This window comes from Paenarthrobacter sp. TE3676 (assembly GCF_056279165.1).
In genome coordinates, this window is record NZ_JBWBQU010000002.1 from 662,025 (window position 1) to 677,356 (window position 15,332).

Below are 15,332 nucleotides of genomic sequence, written 5' to 3' on the forward strand. Positions count from 1 at the left end.
GCCACGCGAGGGGCCCACTGCCGCGAGGGCCCCGACTCGAGCTTGCGAGAGTTGGGAGCGGCTGGGGACGGGCACGGCCCCTTATCCCCGGCGAAGCGGCCGCACTTCCGCTCACCGCTTCGGCACTGGAAGACGCCCTCACGATGCCAAGTCGAGCATCAGGACATCGCGCCGGATCCAGTTGAGGACGGCGTCCAACCCTTCGTCGGTTTTGAGGTTCGTGAAGCAAAACGGCTTGTTGCCGCGGAACTCCTTGGAGTCCCTCTCCATGACTGCGAGGTCCGCTCCGACGTGGGGTGCCAGGTCTGTTTTGTTGATGATGAACAGGTCGGATTTGATCATGCCTTGGCCGGCTTTGCGGGGGATTTTTTCGCCTTGGGCGACGTCGATGATGTAGATGGAAAAGTCGACGAGTTCGGGGCTGAAGGTGGCGGAGAGGTTGTCGCCGCCGGATTCGACGAAGATGACTTGGAGGTCGGGGTGCCTGGCTTTGAGTTCTTCGATGGCCGCGGTGTTCATTGAGGTGTCTTCGCGGATGGCGGTGTGGGGGCAGCCGCCGGTTTCGACGCCGATGATGCGGTCTTCGGGGAGGATTCCGTTGGCGGCGAGGATTTTGGCGTCTTCGATGGTGTAGATGTCGTTGGTGATGGCGGCCATGGAGATGTCGCCGCTCATGTGCCGGGTGATGCGTTCCACGAGCTGGGTTTTGCCTGCTCCGACGGGTCCGCCAACGCCGATTTTGATGGGTTCGGTCATGTTTTCTGTCCTTTACGCTAGCTAGCTCATGAACATGCGCGCGCGTTGCCGTTCGTGCCGCATTTGTGAAATTTCAAGGCCGGGGCTGACGGCCCCGAAGTCGTCCCAGCACAGCTGTGCTACATCATCGACGGCGGTAGCGACGACGTCGTGCGCTTGCCGAAGTACGCGCTGTCCGGCGTTCTGCCCAAGCGGTATGGCCCGCACCGCGTTTTGGGTCAGCGAAGTAACGGTGGCAAACAAATAGGCAGAGAGCGCCGCTTCAAAAGGAACCCCCAAGGACCGCGCAATCACCCCAAAAGCCAAGGGCTGATGCCCCGAAGCCAACCCCTCCCGAACAAGCCCCCGATACGCCTCCAACTCCCCCGAAGGAAACACCTCCCCGCCAATCTCCAACAACCGCCCACCCATCTTCAAAGAGGCTTCCCGAACCTCCCGAGCCAACAACTGCGCAGACAACACCCCATCGAGCAAGCCCACATCCACCCCCTCAAACAAGAACCGCAAAGCCAACCCATCGGAATAAGTCAGCTGCTGCCCCACAAAAACACCCAACCACTTCCCAAAAGTGACCTCATCCCGGACCAACTCACGCTCGATATAGCTCTCAAACCCCAAAGAATGAGCAAACGCCCCCGTAGGCAACGCAGAGTCGGTCAGTTGCTGCAGCGCCAGCTGATATCCAGCGCTCAAAGCGCACCGCGCTGGAACTGGGCTCGACAAGCAGAGGCGGGTGATAGGGGCCGCGGTGTGGTGGGCATCGCGAAGCGGGCACGGCCCCTATCACCCGCCGCAGGCTTGCCAACCCCGAAAGCCAGCACCGGGATTCGCCTAGTGCGAATGCTCGGCATGGCGGAAGGCAACCGGCATGACCCGTTCTTGCCTGTCGTAGGGGACACCGACGCTCTTCAGATAGTCTTCGACCGTGTGGTCATACTGACAAACCATGACCTCCGCGCCGTACTCGGATGAAGCGTCGAAGAACTGTGCCTGCAGGTGCCGGTTGCCGAGCGAGTGAGCCACGACCCCCATTTCGTGGATGCTGCGCGGCGCGATCACCAGGACGTCGGTGGGCAGCACGGACACGACGATGATGTTGTGGTCGTCGACGGCGAGGATGTCGCCGTCGCGGAGGTCGCCGGTTCCGGTGGGGAGGCGGATGCCGAGTTCTTTGCCGTGGTCGGTGGTGACGCGTTGGATGCGTTTGACCAGCAGGGCGCTGGGCAGGACCACTTTTTCTTTGTGTCGGCCTGCATAGTGGTTGGGCTGTTCGTGGAGGTTGCCCAGGATTTTTTCGATGATCATGGAAGCTCCTAGAAGAGGAAGTAGCGCTGGGCCATGGGCAGCACGTCGGAGGGCTGGGAGGTGACTTCGACGCCGTCGACGCTCACTTTGTAGGATTCGGGGTCGACGGCGATGTCCGGGGTTTCGCCGTTGTATTTGAGGTCGGCTTTGGTGAGGTTGCGGATGCCGGTGACGGGTTTGATGATGCGTTCGAGGCCGAGCTGGGCGGGCACTCCGGCGTCGATGGCGGCTTGGGACAGGAACGTGATGGACGTCTTCTGGAGGGCCTTGCCGTACGTGGCGAACATGGGCCGCATGGTCCGTGGTTGGGGGGTGGGGATGGAGGCGTTGGCGTCGCCCATGAGTGCGTAAGCGATTTGTCCGCCTTTGATGACGAGTTCGGGTTTCACGCCGAAGAACGCGGGGTCCCAGAGGACGAGGTCCGCGAATTTGCCCTCCTCCACGGAGCCGATGACGTCGGCCATGCCTTGGGCAATGGCCGCGTTGATGGTGTATTTGGCCACGTAGCGCTTGAGCCGGAAGTTGTCGGATTCGGCGGAACCGTGTGCCGTCCCGGATGGGTCCTTCAGGACCCCGCGTTGTCGCTTCATGGCGTCGGCTACCTGCCAAGTGCGGGTCACCACTTCGCCTACGCGTCCCATGGCTTGGGAATCCGAGGACGTGATGGCGAAGATACCGAGGTCGTGCAGGACGTCTTCCGCGGCGATGGTTTCGGCGCGGATTCGTGAGTCGGCGAAGGCCACGTCCTCCGGGATGTCCGGGTTGAGGTGGTGGCAGACCATGAGCATGTCCAGATGCTCTTCGATGGTGTTTTTGGTGTACGGCAGCGTGGGGTTGGTGGAGGCGGGGAGCACATTGGGCAGGCCGGCGATCTTGATGATGTCGGGGGCGTGGCCACCGCCTGCGCCTTCGGTGTGGAAGGTGTGGATCACGCGCCCGTCGATCGCCCGGATGGTGTCTTCCACGAAGCCGCACTCGTTGAGGGTGTCTGTGTGGATGGCAACCTGGACGTCGTATTCGTCGGCCACCCGCAGCGACATGTCGATGGATGAGGTGGTGGACCCCCAGTCTTCATGGACTTTCAGCCCGACGGCACCGGCGCGGATCTGCTCTGCGAGGGGCTCGACGGCGGATGCGTGGCCTTTCCCGAAGAGGCCGATGTTGACGGGGAGCCCTTCGGCGGCTTGCAGCATCCGGGAGATGTGCCAGGCGCCGGGTGTGATGGTGGTGGCTTTGGTTCCTTCGGCCGGGCCGGTGCCGCCGCCCACCATGGTGGTGATGCCGTTGCACAGTGCCGCGGGGACCTGCTCAGGGGAGATGAAGTGGATGTGGGTGTCGATGCCGCCGGCGGTGAGGATTTTCCGTTCGCCGGCGATGATCTCTGTACTGGCGCCGATCACGATGTCCACGCCGTCGGTGATCTGCGGGTTGCCGGCCTTACCGATCCTAAAGATATGCCCGTCTTTCAGGGCAACGTCGGCTTTGTAAATGCCGCTGTAATCGAGCACGATCACGTTGGTGATGACCGTGTCCGGAATGTCCTCGGATCGGGTCAGTTGGCCGTTCTGGCCCATGCCGTCGCGTATGACCTTACCTCCGCCGAACACTACTTCTTCGCCGTAGACGGTGTGGTCCTTCTCGATTTCGAGGAACAGTTCGGTGTCGGCCAAACGGATGGCATCACCCGTCGTCGGACCGTACAGCTCGGCATACTGTTTGCGGGGAATCTCGAAGCTCACTTGGTGTCTCCTTCTGGAGCAGTCCCGCTCAGCGAAGCAGTCCCGCTCAGGCGCGTGCCGCCGTCGAGCTTTCCGTTGATTGCGTTGCTGAGCCCGTGCACCTCGCGCGTCCCGGCGAGTTCAATCAGTTGGACGGTCTTTCGGTCGCCCGGCTCGAAACGGGCGGCTGTGCCCGCGGGAATGTCCAGACGGCGGCCGTAAGCGGCTTCGCGGTCGAACTCCAGGGCGCTGTTCGCCTCAGCAAAGTGATAGTGCGAACCGACCTGCACGGGCCGGTCGCCGCGGTTCACAACCTCGACGGCGATCGCCGTACGGCCGCCGTTGCACGCAATGGAACCGGGTTGGAGCCTGTATTCACCGGGGATCATGGGGGCTCCTAACGGATGGGGTTATGGACGGTGACGAGCTTGGTGCCGTCAGGGAAGGTGGCTTCGATCTGGACGTCGTGGATCATTTCCGGCACGCCTTCCATAACGTCTTCGCGGCGGAGCACGGTGGTTCCGTAGCTCATGAGTTGGGCAACTGTTCGGCCGTCACGGGCCCCTTCGATGAGTTCGTAACTGATGATCGCCACGGCTTCCGGGTAGTTCAGTTTGAGCCCTCGCCCTTGGCGCCGCCGCGCAAGGTCGGCGGCCACCACGATCATGAGTTTCTCCTGCTCACGGGGCAAAAGATGCATGGTTACTCCTTGGACGCCGGGCACCTGGACAGATTGTGACCAGCGTAGGGAGCAGAAGTTTCGGCTACGTTTCCAAATCGTCTCAGTCGAGGGTCGGTTTCTCCGGAATTGACCTCAACTAAAGTTGAGGTCCTAGCATCAATCAGGTGTGTGCCTGCACGAGGCGCTATCCCAAGCACAGTTCAAGTCCCACGAAGGTGTATGAATGACCCACCCCAAGCCCCTGCCATCCGAACCAGTCGGCGAGCTTTTCAGGGCCGCGTTTCGCGCTCATCCGGCAGGAGTCTCGATTGTCACGGCAGCGGGACCGGAGGGAGCGGTGGGGCTGACGGCATCCTCAGTGGCTTCCGTGGCAGTTAATCCACCAACGCTGGCATTCTCTGTAACCGGCGGCCGCTCGGCTTCTCACATTGCAGCCGCACAGACAATCGTGGTCCATCTGGTCGGCGCCGATCAGGTGGAGCTCGTCCGGACCTTTGCAGACCCAGCAGCCCCGCGCTTCACGGACGCCATGGACTGGGAGGTACTGCCCACGGGAGAGCCCCTGCTCAAGGAGGCCATTTGGGCATTGCGGTGCGAAATCATCCACCGCGCACCGATGGGCGGCTCGGTGCTGCTGGCCGCGAGGGTTTTGGACATCAGGTCCAACCCGTCAGCTTCAGCTCCACTGGTTTACCACAACAGGGAGTTCCACACCCTGTTCCAGAGTGTGTCAGCCGTGGCTTAGCTGCAGGTACTGGTCCATCAGGTCCACAAAGACCTGCCGGTTGGTTTCGAAGGCCACTTCGGCATGGTGAAGGATTTCCTGCTTCTCGGTGTCCGAGAAATCGGCCTCGTCCAGGTGACAGCGGTATGAGTCCTTGTACGGCTTAATTTTCCCAATGCTGTCAAAGGCGTAAAAGTTGAGCCCTTCGGGGTTGACGCCGTAGTGCCGCTGAACAAGAGCGGAAATGATCTGCCCACCCGAAAGATCACCCAGATAGCGGACGTAGTGGTGTGCCATAAGATACGTGGCCGAGCCCGGACCGAGTGCGCCGAGTTCATCGGCGTACGTCTGGGCGCCGAGCGTCACATGCAGTTGGCCAGCGCCGAGCTTCCGCTCCCAGTCATCTCCGAAGTGCACCGCCAAGTCCTTTTGCAGTGCCGGGCCCCGCATGAGCGCCGGGTCAGCGAAGGGTGCGAGACGAGGGTCCGGGTTGACTTCCAACGCCGATTCCAAAGCCCGGTAGATGACGTAGTTCTGCAGCAGCATGGCTGCTACTTGGCTAGCCTCCATCCGGCCGGCCAGCAATTCAGTGACAAATCCAGCCTGCTCGGCATGCTCGTGAGCGGAGGCTGTATGGCTTTTGAGCTCCTCGGATAAGGCGGTCATAGTTGACTCCAGTCATCACGCTAAACGGACCAAAAGGCTGTTTGATGACACTCTGTCACAGGACCCATAAGGGGTAAAGCTTATTCGCGCCAGTTCCGCGAGCGCTGGCCCGGCTTAGTAGTTCCGGCCGCGGGCTGCAACAGCCCACTGCTCCACCACGGCCCCGGCGCGGACAACCGTGACCGCATCCACGAGGTTCATGGTGAGGCACACATGGTTGGGGATGACCCGGAGCCGCGTGCCCAAGGGCGGCAAGTCCGAAGAATCCGGCCACACAACCGTGGCATGGTGCTCGGACAGTGCGGTCACCTTGGCTTCGGGGAATTCGGGAAGCCGCCCGTATCCGGTGGCCCAGTCCGGGCGGTCACTGCCTAGGATCTTGCTGCCGGCATCCACCACAACGCGGCGCACGTTCCCATCGCGGGCTTCGTGCCTGCTGACCACGGTGGCGGCAACGGTCAGTGCAATGTCCTCCCAGCCGCAACGTTCGAGTTCCAACTGCTGGGCATCGCCGAACACGTAGACTCCGGGACGCAGTTCGGTTGCCGCGGTGTCACCGGAGATCAGGGCAGTAGGTGTGGATCCCCCGCTGATGGTCTTCACATCAAAGCCGGCCTGCGTCAAAGCCTCAGCGGCCTGCGCCAACGATTCGTTCTCGTTGCTCGCCGCGCCAGTCGGCATGCCGGGCTTGTAGCTGTGCCCAGGGAACGTAAAAACTCCCGACACAGTCAACCCGGCAGCGACGGCAGCGCGGGCAACATCCACCACTTCGTCCGGCAGTACGCCGCTCCGGTGATGCCCGCTGTCCACTTCGATGAGTACCTCAATGCTTCCGGCATCCGCGCCCAGTTGGCCGCCCATCGCCGTCGCACTTTCCGCTGAATCCACGCCGACAGCGAGGCGGCACTGAGCCGCCAAGGCGCGTAGGCGTTCCGCGTGCGGCGCTTCAACCCAGAGCGGGTAGGCGATGAAAATGTCCTTCACGCCGTCCGCCGCGAAGACCTCGGCCTCGCCGATCGTGGCGACAGTTATACCGACGGCTCCCGCCGCGAGCTGCTTACGCGCGATCTCCAGCGTTTTGTGCGTCTTCACGTGCGGACGAAGTCCCAGCCCACGCCCGAGCACACTCGATGCCATCCGCTCGATGTTCCGGTCCAGGACATCGACGTCGATCAGGACGGCAGGGGTGATGACTTCAGGGGGAATCACGTTCATTCCTTAAACACTAACGGCCGGGACCCTGGCGCCCCGAAGCCAAACCCCTACGGCGCTGACTGCCTGATGCGCATTTCGAACGCCGCCGTCGGTTGCTGGACAGTATGCGCGGCGTCCTTGCTTTCAATTCGCTGGATGAGGAGTTCGACAGCGCGCTCCGCAATTTCCGTCCGTCCCGGCGCCACAGTGGTCAACGACGGCGACGCGAACCGGGACTCATCAATGTCATCGAAGCCGGCTACTGCTATCTCCTCCGGAATCTTCCTGCCGCGCACCAGGAGTTCGTGCAGCGCCCCCAAGGCGAGGACGTCGTTGAGCCCGAAGACCGCGTCGAATTCCACACCGCTGTCCAACAACCTCGCGGTGGCGTCCGCCCCGGCGTCGCGACGCCAATCGCAGGGGACCACCAACGCCGGGTCATGCTCCACACCTGCGGCAGCGAGCGCAGCCCGGTACCCGCGGAGGCGAAGGCCGTTGCTGCCGGCTTCGTCGCCGTCGTGCGCTCCCAGGACTGCTATACGACGGCGGCCACCCGCCAGCAAGTGCGTGGTAACCGCGGCGGCAGCTTCCTGGTTTTGGATGAGGACCATGTCCAGCCGCGGGTCCTGTACGAATTCACCCAGGAGGACCAGCGGTTTCCTGCCGGCAGCGGAGATGATCTGTTCGGCGTCGAGCGCTAGCGGGATGAAGAGGAGGCCGTCCGTGAGGCTGCGGAACTGTCCTTGAAGCGCAGCTTTCTCGTGCTCTGGCTCGTTGCCGGACTGCTCCACCAGAACACGGTAACCGCGGGCCCACGCCGCCTTCATGATGTCCGATGCGAGCTCGGCGTAGTACGGGATGGAGAGGTCGGCGAGGACCAATCCGAGCATGCTGGTCTTACCGGATCGGAGGCTGCGGGCCGTCAGGTTGGTTTCGTAGCCGAGCTCGTCGATCGCATCGAGGACGCGTTGTTTGGTGGCGGGCCGGATGAACTCGTAGTTGTTGATGACGTTGGAGACCGTCTTCAACGAGACCCCCGCCGCGCGTGCGACGTCGTTCATGGTGACCGCCATGCAGGTGCTCCTTCTGTACGTTGTCATACATCGTTGCAGATGAGGCCGTTCAAACGGGGTCCATCACGGTGCTGGGGACGTCACGATCTCCGAAGGCAGCACGCACTACCTCCGGTTTGGGCGACGGACTGAGCTTATTGGAGCGAATCAGGCTTACTGCGCTGGGCATGGACGCCCTTCTTTTGTCGGTTGAGTACATCCCATCACAGCCCTCCACCCGACACACACCGCACATTTTCCTGCAACGCGCCCGCAACAAACTTGCGCAAAGCTGGTCCTATAGAAGACGCGCAGCCAGCTGAGGGGTGCAGACATGAGCATTGTAAACAGGGATCTTTTCCAGGCACTGAAGACGCAGGCAAGCCTGGCGCAGGCGTTCGGCACGTTGCCCGGAGGCCAGGATGAACCACACGCGCTGAAGCCGGGCGAGTTCATCGAGGCGTGGCACAACGGCCGCCTTTATCATCGGGGAACCGTAGTGAAAACAGTGGCCGGCACCGACCTTTTTTGGCTCCAGGACGAAACCGGCAGCCGCCGCCTGCTGGACATGGAGTCAATGGAAATCGTGACTGGCGACGAGCCGGCCCCGGCGCCTGCAACGCAGGCACCGGAGCCCACCCCGACTGCCACGGTCACGCCCATTTCGGCGTACCCGATCTTCAGGGACGGCTCGCAGGCTATTGCCTAGGAGTTGAGGGCCAGGCGGATCATGCTCCAGCTCACGGCCGGAAGCTCTGCGGTGAGGCGGCCGCCGTCGAGCTTTACACTGACGTTTTCGGACGGCAGGACCGAGGTCGAATCGTCAGCCGTCGCCTGCCAGTACGGGTCCTTGTTCGTGTAGGTGACAGCCTCGATGATCCTCGCGGGGTTCAGGCTTCCGACGGCGGCATCCAACGTCAGCGCTTCGGCGGCAGAGCGGTTCACAGCGAACACCACGGCCTCGTTGGCTTCGGCATCGTAGGTTGCCACAGCTGACAGCGACGTGAATCCGGACGTCTTTTCGATGGAAAGCCGTGGGGATTCGACGGCGAGATTCAGTACCGTGCCCGAGGCGTGCTGCGAGGTGAGCGCGAACGGGTGGAAGGTGGTCTGCTTCCAAGCGCGGCCGCCTGGCTCAGTCATGATCGGCGCGATCACGTTGACCAGCTGCGCGAGGCTCGCGGAGTGGACGCGGTCCGTGTTGCGCACCAGCGTGATGAGGAGGTCGCCCACCACCACGGCGTCCGCCACCGTGTAGCGGTCCTCGAGCAGCACGGGCGCGACAGGCCAGTTGTCCCCGGTGGGGGCCTTGGACTCGTCGCGGGACATGTGCCAGACATTCCATTCATCGAAGGAAATGTTGACCTGCTTCTCGGACTTGGTGGCCGACTTTACATGGTCGATATGAGACACGAGGTCCTTGATAAAGGCTTCCATGCGGTGGCCGGCGGAGAGATGCTCCTGCAGGTCTCCGAAGTCCTCGAAGTACTGGTGCGCCGAGATCAGGTCCACCAGTTCATAGGTCTCGCTGAGGACCACACGCTCCCATTCACCAAACGTCGGCATGGTGGGTGCCGAACTTCCGCAGGCAACCAGTTCAAGATCCGGGTTGACCATGCGCATCGCCCGCGCCGTTTCGGCGGCAACCCGCGCGTACTCGCCCGCCTTCTTATGGCCGATCTGCCAGAAGCCGTCCATTTCGTTTCCGAGGCACCACATTTTGATGTTGTGGGGCTCGACGGCGCCATTCGCCTTGCGCTGTTCGGACAGGGCCGTTCCACCCTTGATGTTGGAATATTCCAGCAGATCCAAAGCTTCCTGGGTTCCTCGAGTGCCCAGGTTGACGGCCATCATGGGCTCGACGCCGGCCTTCTCGGACCACTTGGCGAATTCGTCCACGCCCACCAAGTTCGGGTCGCTGGAATGCCAGGCGAGGTCGAGCCGGGTGGGACGGTCTTCCTTGGGCCCAACTCCGTCTTCCCAGCGATAGCCCGACACGAAGTTGCCGCCCGGATACCGGACCGTGGAGACGCCCAGTTCCTTGGTGAGCTCCAGGACGTCGGTGCGGAACCCGTCGTCATCGGCCTTGGGGTGCTCGGGCTCGAAGATGCCCGTGTAGACGCAACGGCCCAGGTGCTCCACGAAAGCGCCGAACGTCTTCCTCCTGACGGGGCCGACCACGAACGCGGGGTCAAGGGTGATTTTGGCCGTGGGGTTCTCTTGATTTCCCAAAGGGTGAGTCCTTATCTGCTGGGTTGCTGCTTTTGCCGGTTTCTACAACGTTATAGAAACTATGCTGACTGTGCTGAGGGGTGCGAGTCAAGGGTTTTCTTCCCCCGACTCTCCCAAGCCCGCTCTTGTTTGCCGGGCACACCGTTGTGCGGCGGGAGATTCAGATGAGTGCGGGTCTGGATGCCACGTTAGGCTGAGCCGCATGTCATCCGGGAACGTTACAGCCGCCTATTCCGCCCGCGCAGCCGAGTACACCTCGCTGTTCGGGTCGATCAGCTGCACGCATCCGGCCGATCAGCAGCTGATTCTCGCGTGGGCACGGGGCCTTTCCGGCAAGGTCATCGACGCCGGCTGCGGACCCGGACACTGGACGGACTTCCTGCACTCCGCCGGAGTGTCCGTCGAGGGCGTGGACTTGGTCAAGGCGTTCATCAAAACTGCCAGGCAGCATTACCCGGACGCTCAATTCTCTGTCGGATCAATGGAAAGGTTGCCGACGGCGGATCGGTCACTAGCAGGGATCCTCGCCTGGTACTCGGTGATTCACACTCCCTCTGATGCCATGGATGCGGTTCTGGACGAGTTCTCCCGGTGCATCAAGCCCGGCGGGAGCCTTCTGCTCGGTTTCTTCGAAGGTCCCGCCCTTGAGGTTTTCCCTCATGCGGTGACTCCGGCTTACTTCTGGCCTGTGGAGGAGCTGTCGGCTCGGCTTCGGACGGCCGGGTTCAAAGTTGTCAGCACCCACTCCCGCGTCAACCCCGGAGCCCGCCCACATGCCGCCATCATTGCCCGGCGTGCGGAACTCTGACTTTCAGCACACCCCCACTCACCCTTGTTTGCTCACCCCGCCGTTGTGCGGCGGGAGATTCGTACCAAAGCAGGATTCGTGGGGCGAGGGAAACAAAAAAACAGGCCGGAGACTCAACGTCTCCGGCCTGTCTTGGAGGGTGGGCCCTGTGGGGATCGAACCCACGACCCACGGATTAAAAGTCTGGTCAGGCAAGAAATCAGGTCAGAACGGGTAATCCAAAACCCCGGAAACTAGGGGTTTTTACACTCCATAGCGGACCCGATGGGAACGGGTCAGCTGGAAGATAGGCCCTCAAATAGGCCCTCAATCCCCCGGGCTGACTCCCCGCGAAACCTTGCCTCCGCGAGTCGCTCTAGCTGGTCCAGTGATGGCCCGCCAGGAGTGAAGGCTGCCTCAGCAATCTCACGAGCACTCATCATGTTCATGCGAGCCGTCGCCTCGGCAAGGACTCTGCCTGCGGCCGCGATGTAGGGCTGGGCTTCTGGCGGCAACTGACACGGACCCGTTGACAGCCGGGTGGAAGAGGTGACCATCTTAGGAGCCTACCCGTCACTGTCAGTGCCAAGTCATAAGCTCTCTCAATGCTCACCGACCAACAGAAGGCCATACTCGATTTGGCCGGCGAACACTTCAAGCGCGCAGGCTCTCTAGACTCGGCTGCTATGGAACGCTTCGGCATGAGTCCGACAAGGTACTGGCAAGTGGTGAACCGACTCATCCAGACAGAGGCCGCCGTTGCTTACCGCCCCACTACCGTCGCCCAGCTCAAGACAAGACGTCGATCCATGGTGCGGACTGCCAGTCGTCTACTCCGCTAGCCTGACCGGTTTCAGCGGCCGCCGTGAAGACCTGACTCGCGGTCGATCCGGGACAGGACTCTGTCCGCGTACTCACTCAGGTGCACCCAAATGTCGGCCTCCCTACCGTCTGCCCGATCTCGAATCTCCCTGATTAACGGCGTTGGCGTCTTTGGGTTCGAAACCACTCGACCGAGGACTTGCGCATTGTCGAACGTCGCCGCCCAGGCTAAACGTTCTGGAGTCACGTCTTGGCGACCGATGACACTCAGCACCACTTCCAGATGTGCGTCCTCTGTCATAAGCGCCGACAAAACTTCTGGTCGCAGGTTCGATCTGGAAAGGACGACAACGGCGGCCCTCCAGTCGCCAGCCAGCGCATCCGCTTCGAACTTTTCCGCGTCATACCCATTCATGCACTCATAATGCGCCTCTGGGTACGACAAAAGATCCCCACCCCCAAAGCGGCAGGGTGGGGATCTGTGACGCAGGGGAAGGTAACCGGTCTTATGTTGCCTTCCATCGGCCTTAGAATTGGCGCAAACTTGTAACTTCATCTTGGGGGACGCACTCATGGGCTTTGGCTTTCACCGACACAAGCGAGCGAAGCTAATTGCTGCAGCATCTGCGACTGCTGTGGTCCTCGCTGGGGCGGGTTCATTTATCGCCATCAAAGCCTCTGAGACTCAGTCGGCAGCGGCTGCTAACCGCGCCGAAGCGGCCGCGTTCACTCCCGCACCTATATCAGCGCCAACGGATGTCGCCCTGCCCAAACTCAAGGGAGTCAGTGATGCTCTCAAGAACCCAAACGGGCGCTTCGTGGTCGGGGTCTTGGGCGACTCAACTGGGAACGGTCCCGACGAGTGGGTTGGAAAGATGTCTCAAGGACTAGCTACCGAGGCAAACCGAAGGGTCGAGTTCTCTAACTACAACCCGCAGGCAAGCAGGTACGCAGAAAAGCGCGTGTACGGGCCAGAAACTCAGCCTGTCGAGATATACAACGTGGGCATCCCCGGCGCCACAGCAGAGGCAATCACGACTCGGTTCGAGGGGCTCTTCCCTGAAGATCCGTCGCTCATCGTCGTATCAATCGGGCACAACCAGCTTCCTGCCAATGTCTCTCCCGACATGGAGAAGTTCACTCGAGCAATAAAGGGGAAATGGCCCAACGCTCAAGTCTTAATTGTCGGACAGAACCCGGCGACAGGGGTGCGCTTCGAGCGTCAACGGATGACCGTGAGCACCATGATGACTTGGTCCCGCACTTGGGGATACCCCAGCGTCAGCGTTTTCGAAGCAATCAACAGGACGCCTAATTTCGAGTCCCTGTACATTGACCTGCTCCACGTGAATGACGCAGGTTCCACGATATGGGCCGGCGTTGTCCAGCGGTACCTGCTGGACAACGCCTAGCCACTAGGCCTCCCGCAGTATCACCACAGGCAGCTTCCCGGTCACTGTCGAGCCAAGGGTGACGTTGGCCGGGATTGGGAACACGCTTCCAGCAACACGAGAGTGCGGCAGACCAGTCACGAGCTTGAGCATGTTTGTGGACGTGTTGAGCCCTTTGTATGTGGCGGTCGTATTGTCGGCCACCAGGAGGATGTAATACGTCTCGCCAGCTGTGAGGGTAACGATGGGTGACACCGTCTCAGTGACGATGGCGCCAACGGCGGGCCAAGGCGTTGATCCCTTGGACCACAACCGGACGCCAGCTGAATCCAGAATTCCGATGTCATAATTTCCAGCGGACACGGAGCCAACGTTCCACTCCAGAACCGAGAGGTCAATGTCCCTGTGGGGCTTGACCGGCATGACGATGCCGGCATTGGCCACCCCTATGACAGCCGAGGTGCCCAGAGCCAGAGCAGCAACCACAGGGTTGCTGCCAACAGTGGAGCAGAAGTCGATCTGTGTCAGGCTGGGATCGCCCGGCGCCCCTTGGTTACCCTGCTGGCCCATGCTGCCCCGCCTAGGCAGTACCCCCGGGACCAACCACACCCGAGCAACTGTGATGTCAGCAGAAGCGTTGGCTGCGCTGTCAGCGTAGATCGTCAGGCGGAGGTACATGGCCGCCGGGTCAGGAGTGAAGGTCAACACACGGTAGTGGAAGGCGTCACGCGCCTGGGCGTAGTTGCCAGAGTTCAGCGTCTGGATACCGTCAGACCAGCCGATGCGGGCTTGGGAGACAGAATCAGTGGGAGTCTTGGTATCCGCCCGGACGCGGACTACTGCCGTGATTGGCTTGCCTGCCCACTTCGCACGGAACTCAGCATCAAAGCTGACCCTGATGGATGATGACGCGGCTGATGCCGCTTGGACCCGGCACCCGTAGCCGGTATCCGTGACCTTCTCGAAGTAGCCAGCGCGAGTGTCCTTCGTGGTCGTGGCATTGATCACCTCCCACCCATCTGGGACTGAGCCAGCCCAGGCTGAAAAGTCACCGTTGGGCAGCAACTGGTCTGCCGTCGCGTCCAAGGAGCTGATCTGATGCGCCCGTACCGCGCCGGTTTCCTCGCTGTGAGTCCAGAACGGAAGCTCAAGCTGAGCCATAAGCGCAGAGCCGTTCGGCGAAGGCGCGTCAGCCGACGTTGTGGGGTGAATGCCGTCAGCCTTCATGTATTGGTTGAGCGTCCCACCCGCACTGCTGATGGCAGAGAGGAATAGCCGGTGCAGATCAATGACGCCATATCCCCGAAGCGCCGCGATCTGGGCGTAGACGCGGTTCTTTTTCGCCATCTCCTTGTCATCCCGGTTCGGGATCTGGAGGACGCAGACAAGATCTGCGTAAGGCAAGTCCTGCACGATGGTCTCAGTGAATGACAGGTACTGTCCGCGCCAATGGTCCTCGCCGATGCCACCAGAGGTCTGACCCTCGTTTTTGCCATGCAAGAGGACGATGATGTCAGGGTTGGTGGCAATAAGTGCGGGGTACCGGGCACCCAAGGCGTAAGAGCTGTTCATCCCCGAGACGCTGAAGTTCCAGATGTGAGTCTCGAACGGCTGTCCGCCGTCGCCAGTTCCAGTGCCAGTCTGGATCGTGACCGGCGCCAGCCACGTCATTCCCGTGCTGGAGTCGATCAGGTGGTAGATGTAGCTGCGTGTCGGGTTGAGCGCGGCCCGCGCCTGGAGCAGAAGAAAGATGTGCTCTACCTGCTCGTTACCGATGGAGTCACCCACCCACAGCTCGCTCAAGTCGCGGAGGTCTTCCGCTTCCAGTGACAAGTAACGGTGGGTGCCTGCTGCCGCCGTTGCCGGGCCAGGAACTGGCGCAAACGCCTGCTTCATGGCCTCCGCGGCAGGGCCAAAAGTGGCATTAAGCGCCTCATCGGAAAGGCGTTCCGGAAGTGCCTTATCGGGCACGCGCTTGAAGTCCAGGATTCCCATAGGGCTGC

17 protein-coding genes are annotated in these 15,332 nt (G+C 61.6%); 5 read left to right on the forward strand and 12 right to left on the reverse strand.

Annotation, left to right across the window (positions count from 1 at the left end; translation table 11 throughout):
* Positions 1–138: 138 nt before the first annotated feature.
* The 6 genes from ureG to ACZ881_RS07065 form a co-directional block, all read right to left on the reverse strand.
* Positions 139–756 (reverse strand): urease accessory protein UreG, encoded by a 618-nt coding sequence (gene ureG / locus ACZ881_RS07040; protein WP_091464617.1) that lies wholly within the window; start codon positions 754–756, stop codon positions 139–141.
* A gap of 21 nt (positions 757–777) precedes the next feature.
* Entirely contained in the window at positions 778–1,449 is a 672-nt protein-coding gene (locus ACZ881_RS07045) for an urease accessory protein UreF (protein WP_476113620.1), read from the reverse strand.
* A 138-nt stretch (positions 1,450–1,587) separates the two neighbouring features.
* On the reverse strand, positions 1,588–2,061 hold the full coding sequence (gene ureE, locus ACZ881_RS07050) for an urease accessory protein UreE (protein ID WP_091464614.1): 474 nt from the start codon (positions 2,059–2,061) through the stop codon (positions 1,588–1,590).
* An 8-nt stretch (positions 2,062–2,069) separates the two neighbouring features.
* Complete coding sequence (gene ureC, locus ACZ881_RS07055) at positions 2,070–3,800, reverse strand: urease subunit alpha (protein WP_476113623.1); 1,731 nt, start codon at positions 3,798–3,800, stop codon at positions 2,070–2,072.
* Complete coding sequence (locus tag ACZ881_RS07060; RefSeq protein ID WP_454809104.1) at positions 3,797–4,168, reverse strand: urease subunit beta; 372 nt, start codon at positions 4,166–4,168, stop codon at positions 3,797–3,799. The genes ureC and ACZ881_RS07060 overlap by 4 nt, the downstream gene beginning before the upstream one ends.
* An 8-nt stretch (positions 4,169–4,176) precedes the next feature.
* A complete protein-coding gene (locus ACZ881_RS07065) occupies positions 4,177–4,479 on the reverse strand; it encodes an urease subunit gamma (RefSeq protein ID WP_091464608.1) in 303 nt (100 codons plus the stop codon).
* Positions 4,480–4,684: 205 nt separating this feature from the next.
* On the opposite strand from ACZ881_RS07065, the gene ACZ881_RS07070 reads away from it, so the two are divergent.
* Positions 4,685–5,206: a flavin reductase family protein gene (locus ACZ881_RS07070; RefSeq protein ID WP_476113627.1), complete on the forward strand. Its 522-nt coding sequence runs from the start codon at positions 4,685–4,687 to the stop codon at positions 5,204–5,206.
* Here ACZ881_RS07070 and ACZ881_RS07075 read toward each other — a convergent pair.
* The 3 genes from ACZ881_RS07075 to ACZ881_RS07085 all read right to left on the reverse strand — a co-directional run bounded on the left by ACZ881_RS07075 (position 5,192) and on the right by ACZ881_RS07085 (position 8,118).
* The gene (locus tag ACZ881_RS07075; RefSeq protein ID WP_476113629.1) at positions 5,192–5,851 is read right to left on the reverse strand and encodes a biliverdin-producing heme oxygenase; all 660 of its coding nucleotides are present in this window, start codon (positions 5,849–5,851) and stop codon (positions 5,192–5,194) included. The two genes, ACZ881_RS07070 and ACZ881_RS07075, sit on opposite strands and share 15 nt — an antisense overlap.
* A gap of 114 nt (positions 5,852–5,965) precedes the next feature.
* Positions 5,966–7,066, reverse strand: a complete 1,101-nt coding sequence (locus ACZ881_RS07080; protein WP_476113631.1) for a D-TA family PLP-dependent enzyme — start codon at positions 7,064–7,066, stop codon at positions 5,966–5,968.
* 47 nt (positions 7,067–7,113) lie between these two features.
* Positions 7,114–8,118 carry a LacI family DNA-binding transcriptional regulator gene (locus ACZ881_RS07085; RefSeq protein WP_476113633.1) on the reverse strand — a complete coding sequence of 335 codons (1,005 nt, stop codon included), beginning with the start codon at positions 8,116–8,118 and terminating at the stop codon, positions 7,114–7,116.
* A 313-nt stretch (positions 8,119–8,431) separates the two neighbouring features.
* Here ACZ881_RS07085 and ACZ881_RS07090 point away from each other — a divergent pair, with 313 nt between their 5' ends.
* The gene (locus ACZ881_RS07090; RefSeq protein ID WP_476113635.1) at positions 8,432–8,806 is read left to right on the forward strand and encodes a hypothetical protein; all 375 of its coding nucleotides are present in this window, start codon (positions 8,432–8,434) and stop codon (positions 8,804–8,806) included.
* Here ACZ881_RS07090 and arfA read toward each other — a convergent pair.
* Positions 8,803–10,329 (reverse strand): arabinosylfuranosidase ArfA, encoded by a 1,527-nt coding sequence (arfA, locus tag ACZ881_RS07095; protein ID WP_476113636.1) that lies wholly within the window; start codon positions 10,327–10,329, stop codon positions 8,803–8,805. The two genes, ACZ881_RS07090 and arfA, sit on opposite strands and share 4 nt — an antisense overlap.
* 202 nt (positions 10,330–10,531) lie before the next feature.
* Here arfA and ACZ881_RS07100 point away from each other — a divergent pair, with 202 nt between their 5' ends.
* Entirely contained in the window at positions 10,532–11,137 is a 606-nt protein-coding gene (locus ACZ881_RS07100; protein ID WP_476113638.1) for a class I SAM-dependent methyltransferase, read from the forward strand.
* 584 nt (positions 11,138–11,721) lie between these two features.
* Positions 11,722–11,958 carry a DUF3263 domain-containing protein gene (locus ACZ881_RS07105; protein WP_476113641.1) on the forward strand — a complete coding sequence of 79 codons (237 nt, stop codon included), beginning with the start codon at positions 11,722–11,724 and terminating at the stop codon, positions 11,956–11,958.
* Between the two features lie 11 nt (positions 11,959–11,969).
* On the opposite strand, the gene ACZ881_RS07110 is transcribed toward ACZ881_RS07105, so the two are convergent.
* Positions 11,970–12,353, reverse strand: coding sequence for a hypothetical protein (locus ACZ881_RS07110; protein ID WP_476113643.1), 384 nt, complete (start codon positions 12,351–12,353; stop codon positions 11,970–11,972).
* Positions 12,354–12,510: 157 nt separating this feature from the next.
* On the opposite strand from ACZ881_RS07110, the gene ACZ881_RS07115 reads away from it, so the two are divergent.
* Entirely contained in the window at positions 12,511–13,350 is an 840-nt protein-coding gene (locus ACZ881_RS07115) for an SGNH/GDSL hydrolase family protein (RefSeq protein ID WP_476113646.1), read from the forward strand.
* 3 nt (positions 13,351–13,353) lie between these two features.
* Here the strand turns inward: ACZ881_RS07115 and ACZ881_RS07120 are convergent, their stop codons facing one another.
* Complete coding sequence (locus tag ACZ881_RS07120) at positions 13,354–15,324, reverse strand: SGNH/GDSL hydrolase family protein (RefSeq protein ID WP_476113648.1); 1,971 nt, start codon at positions 15,322–15,324, stop codon at positions 13,354–13,356.
* Positions 15,325–15,332 lie beyond the last annotated feature (8 nt).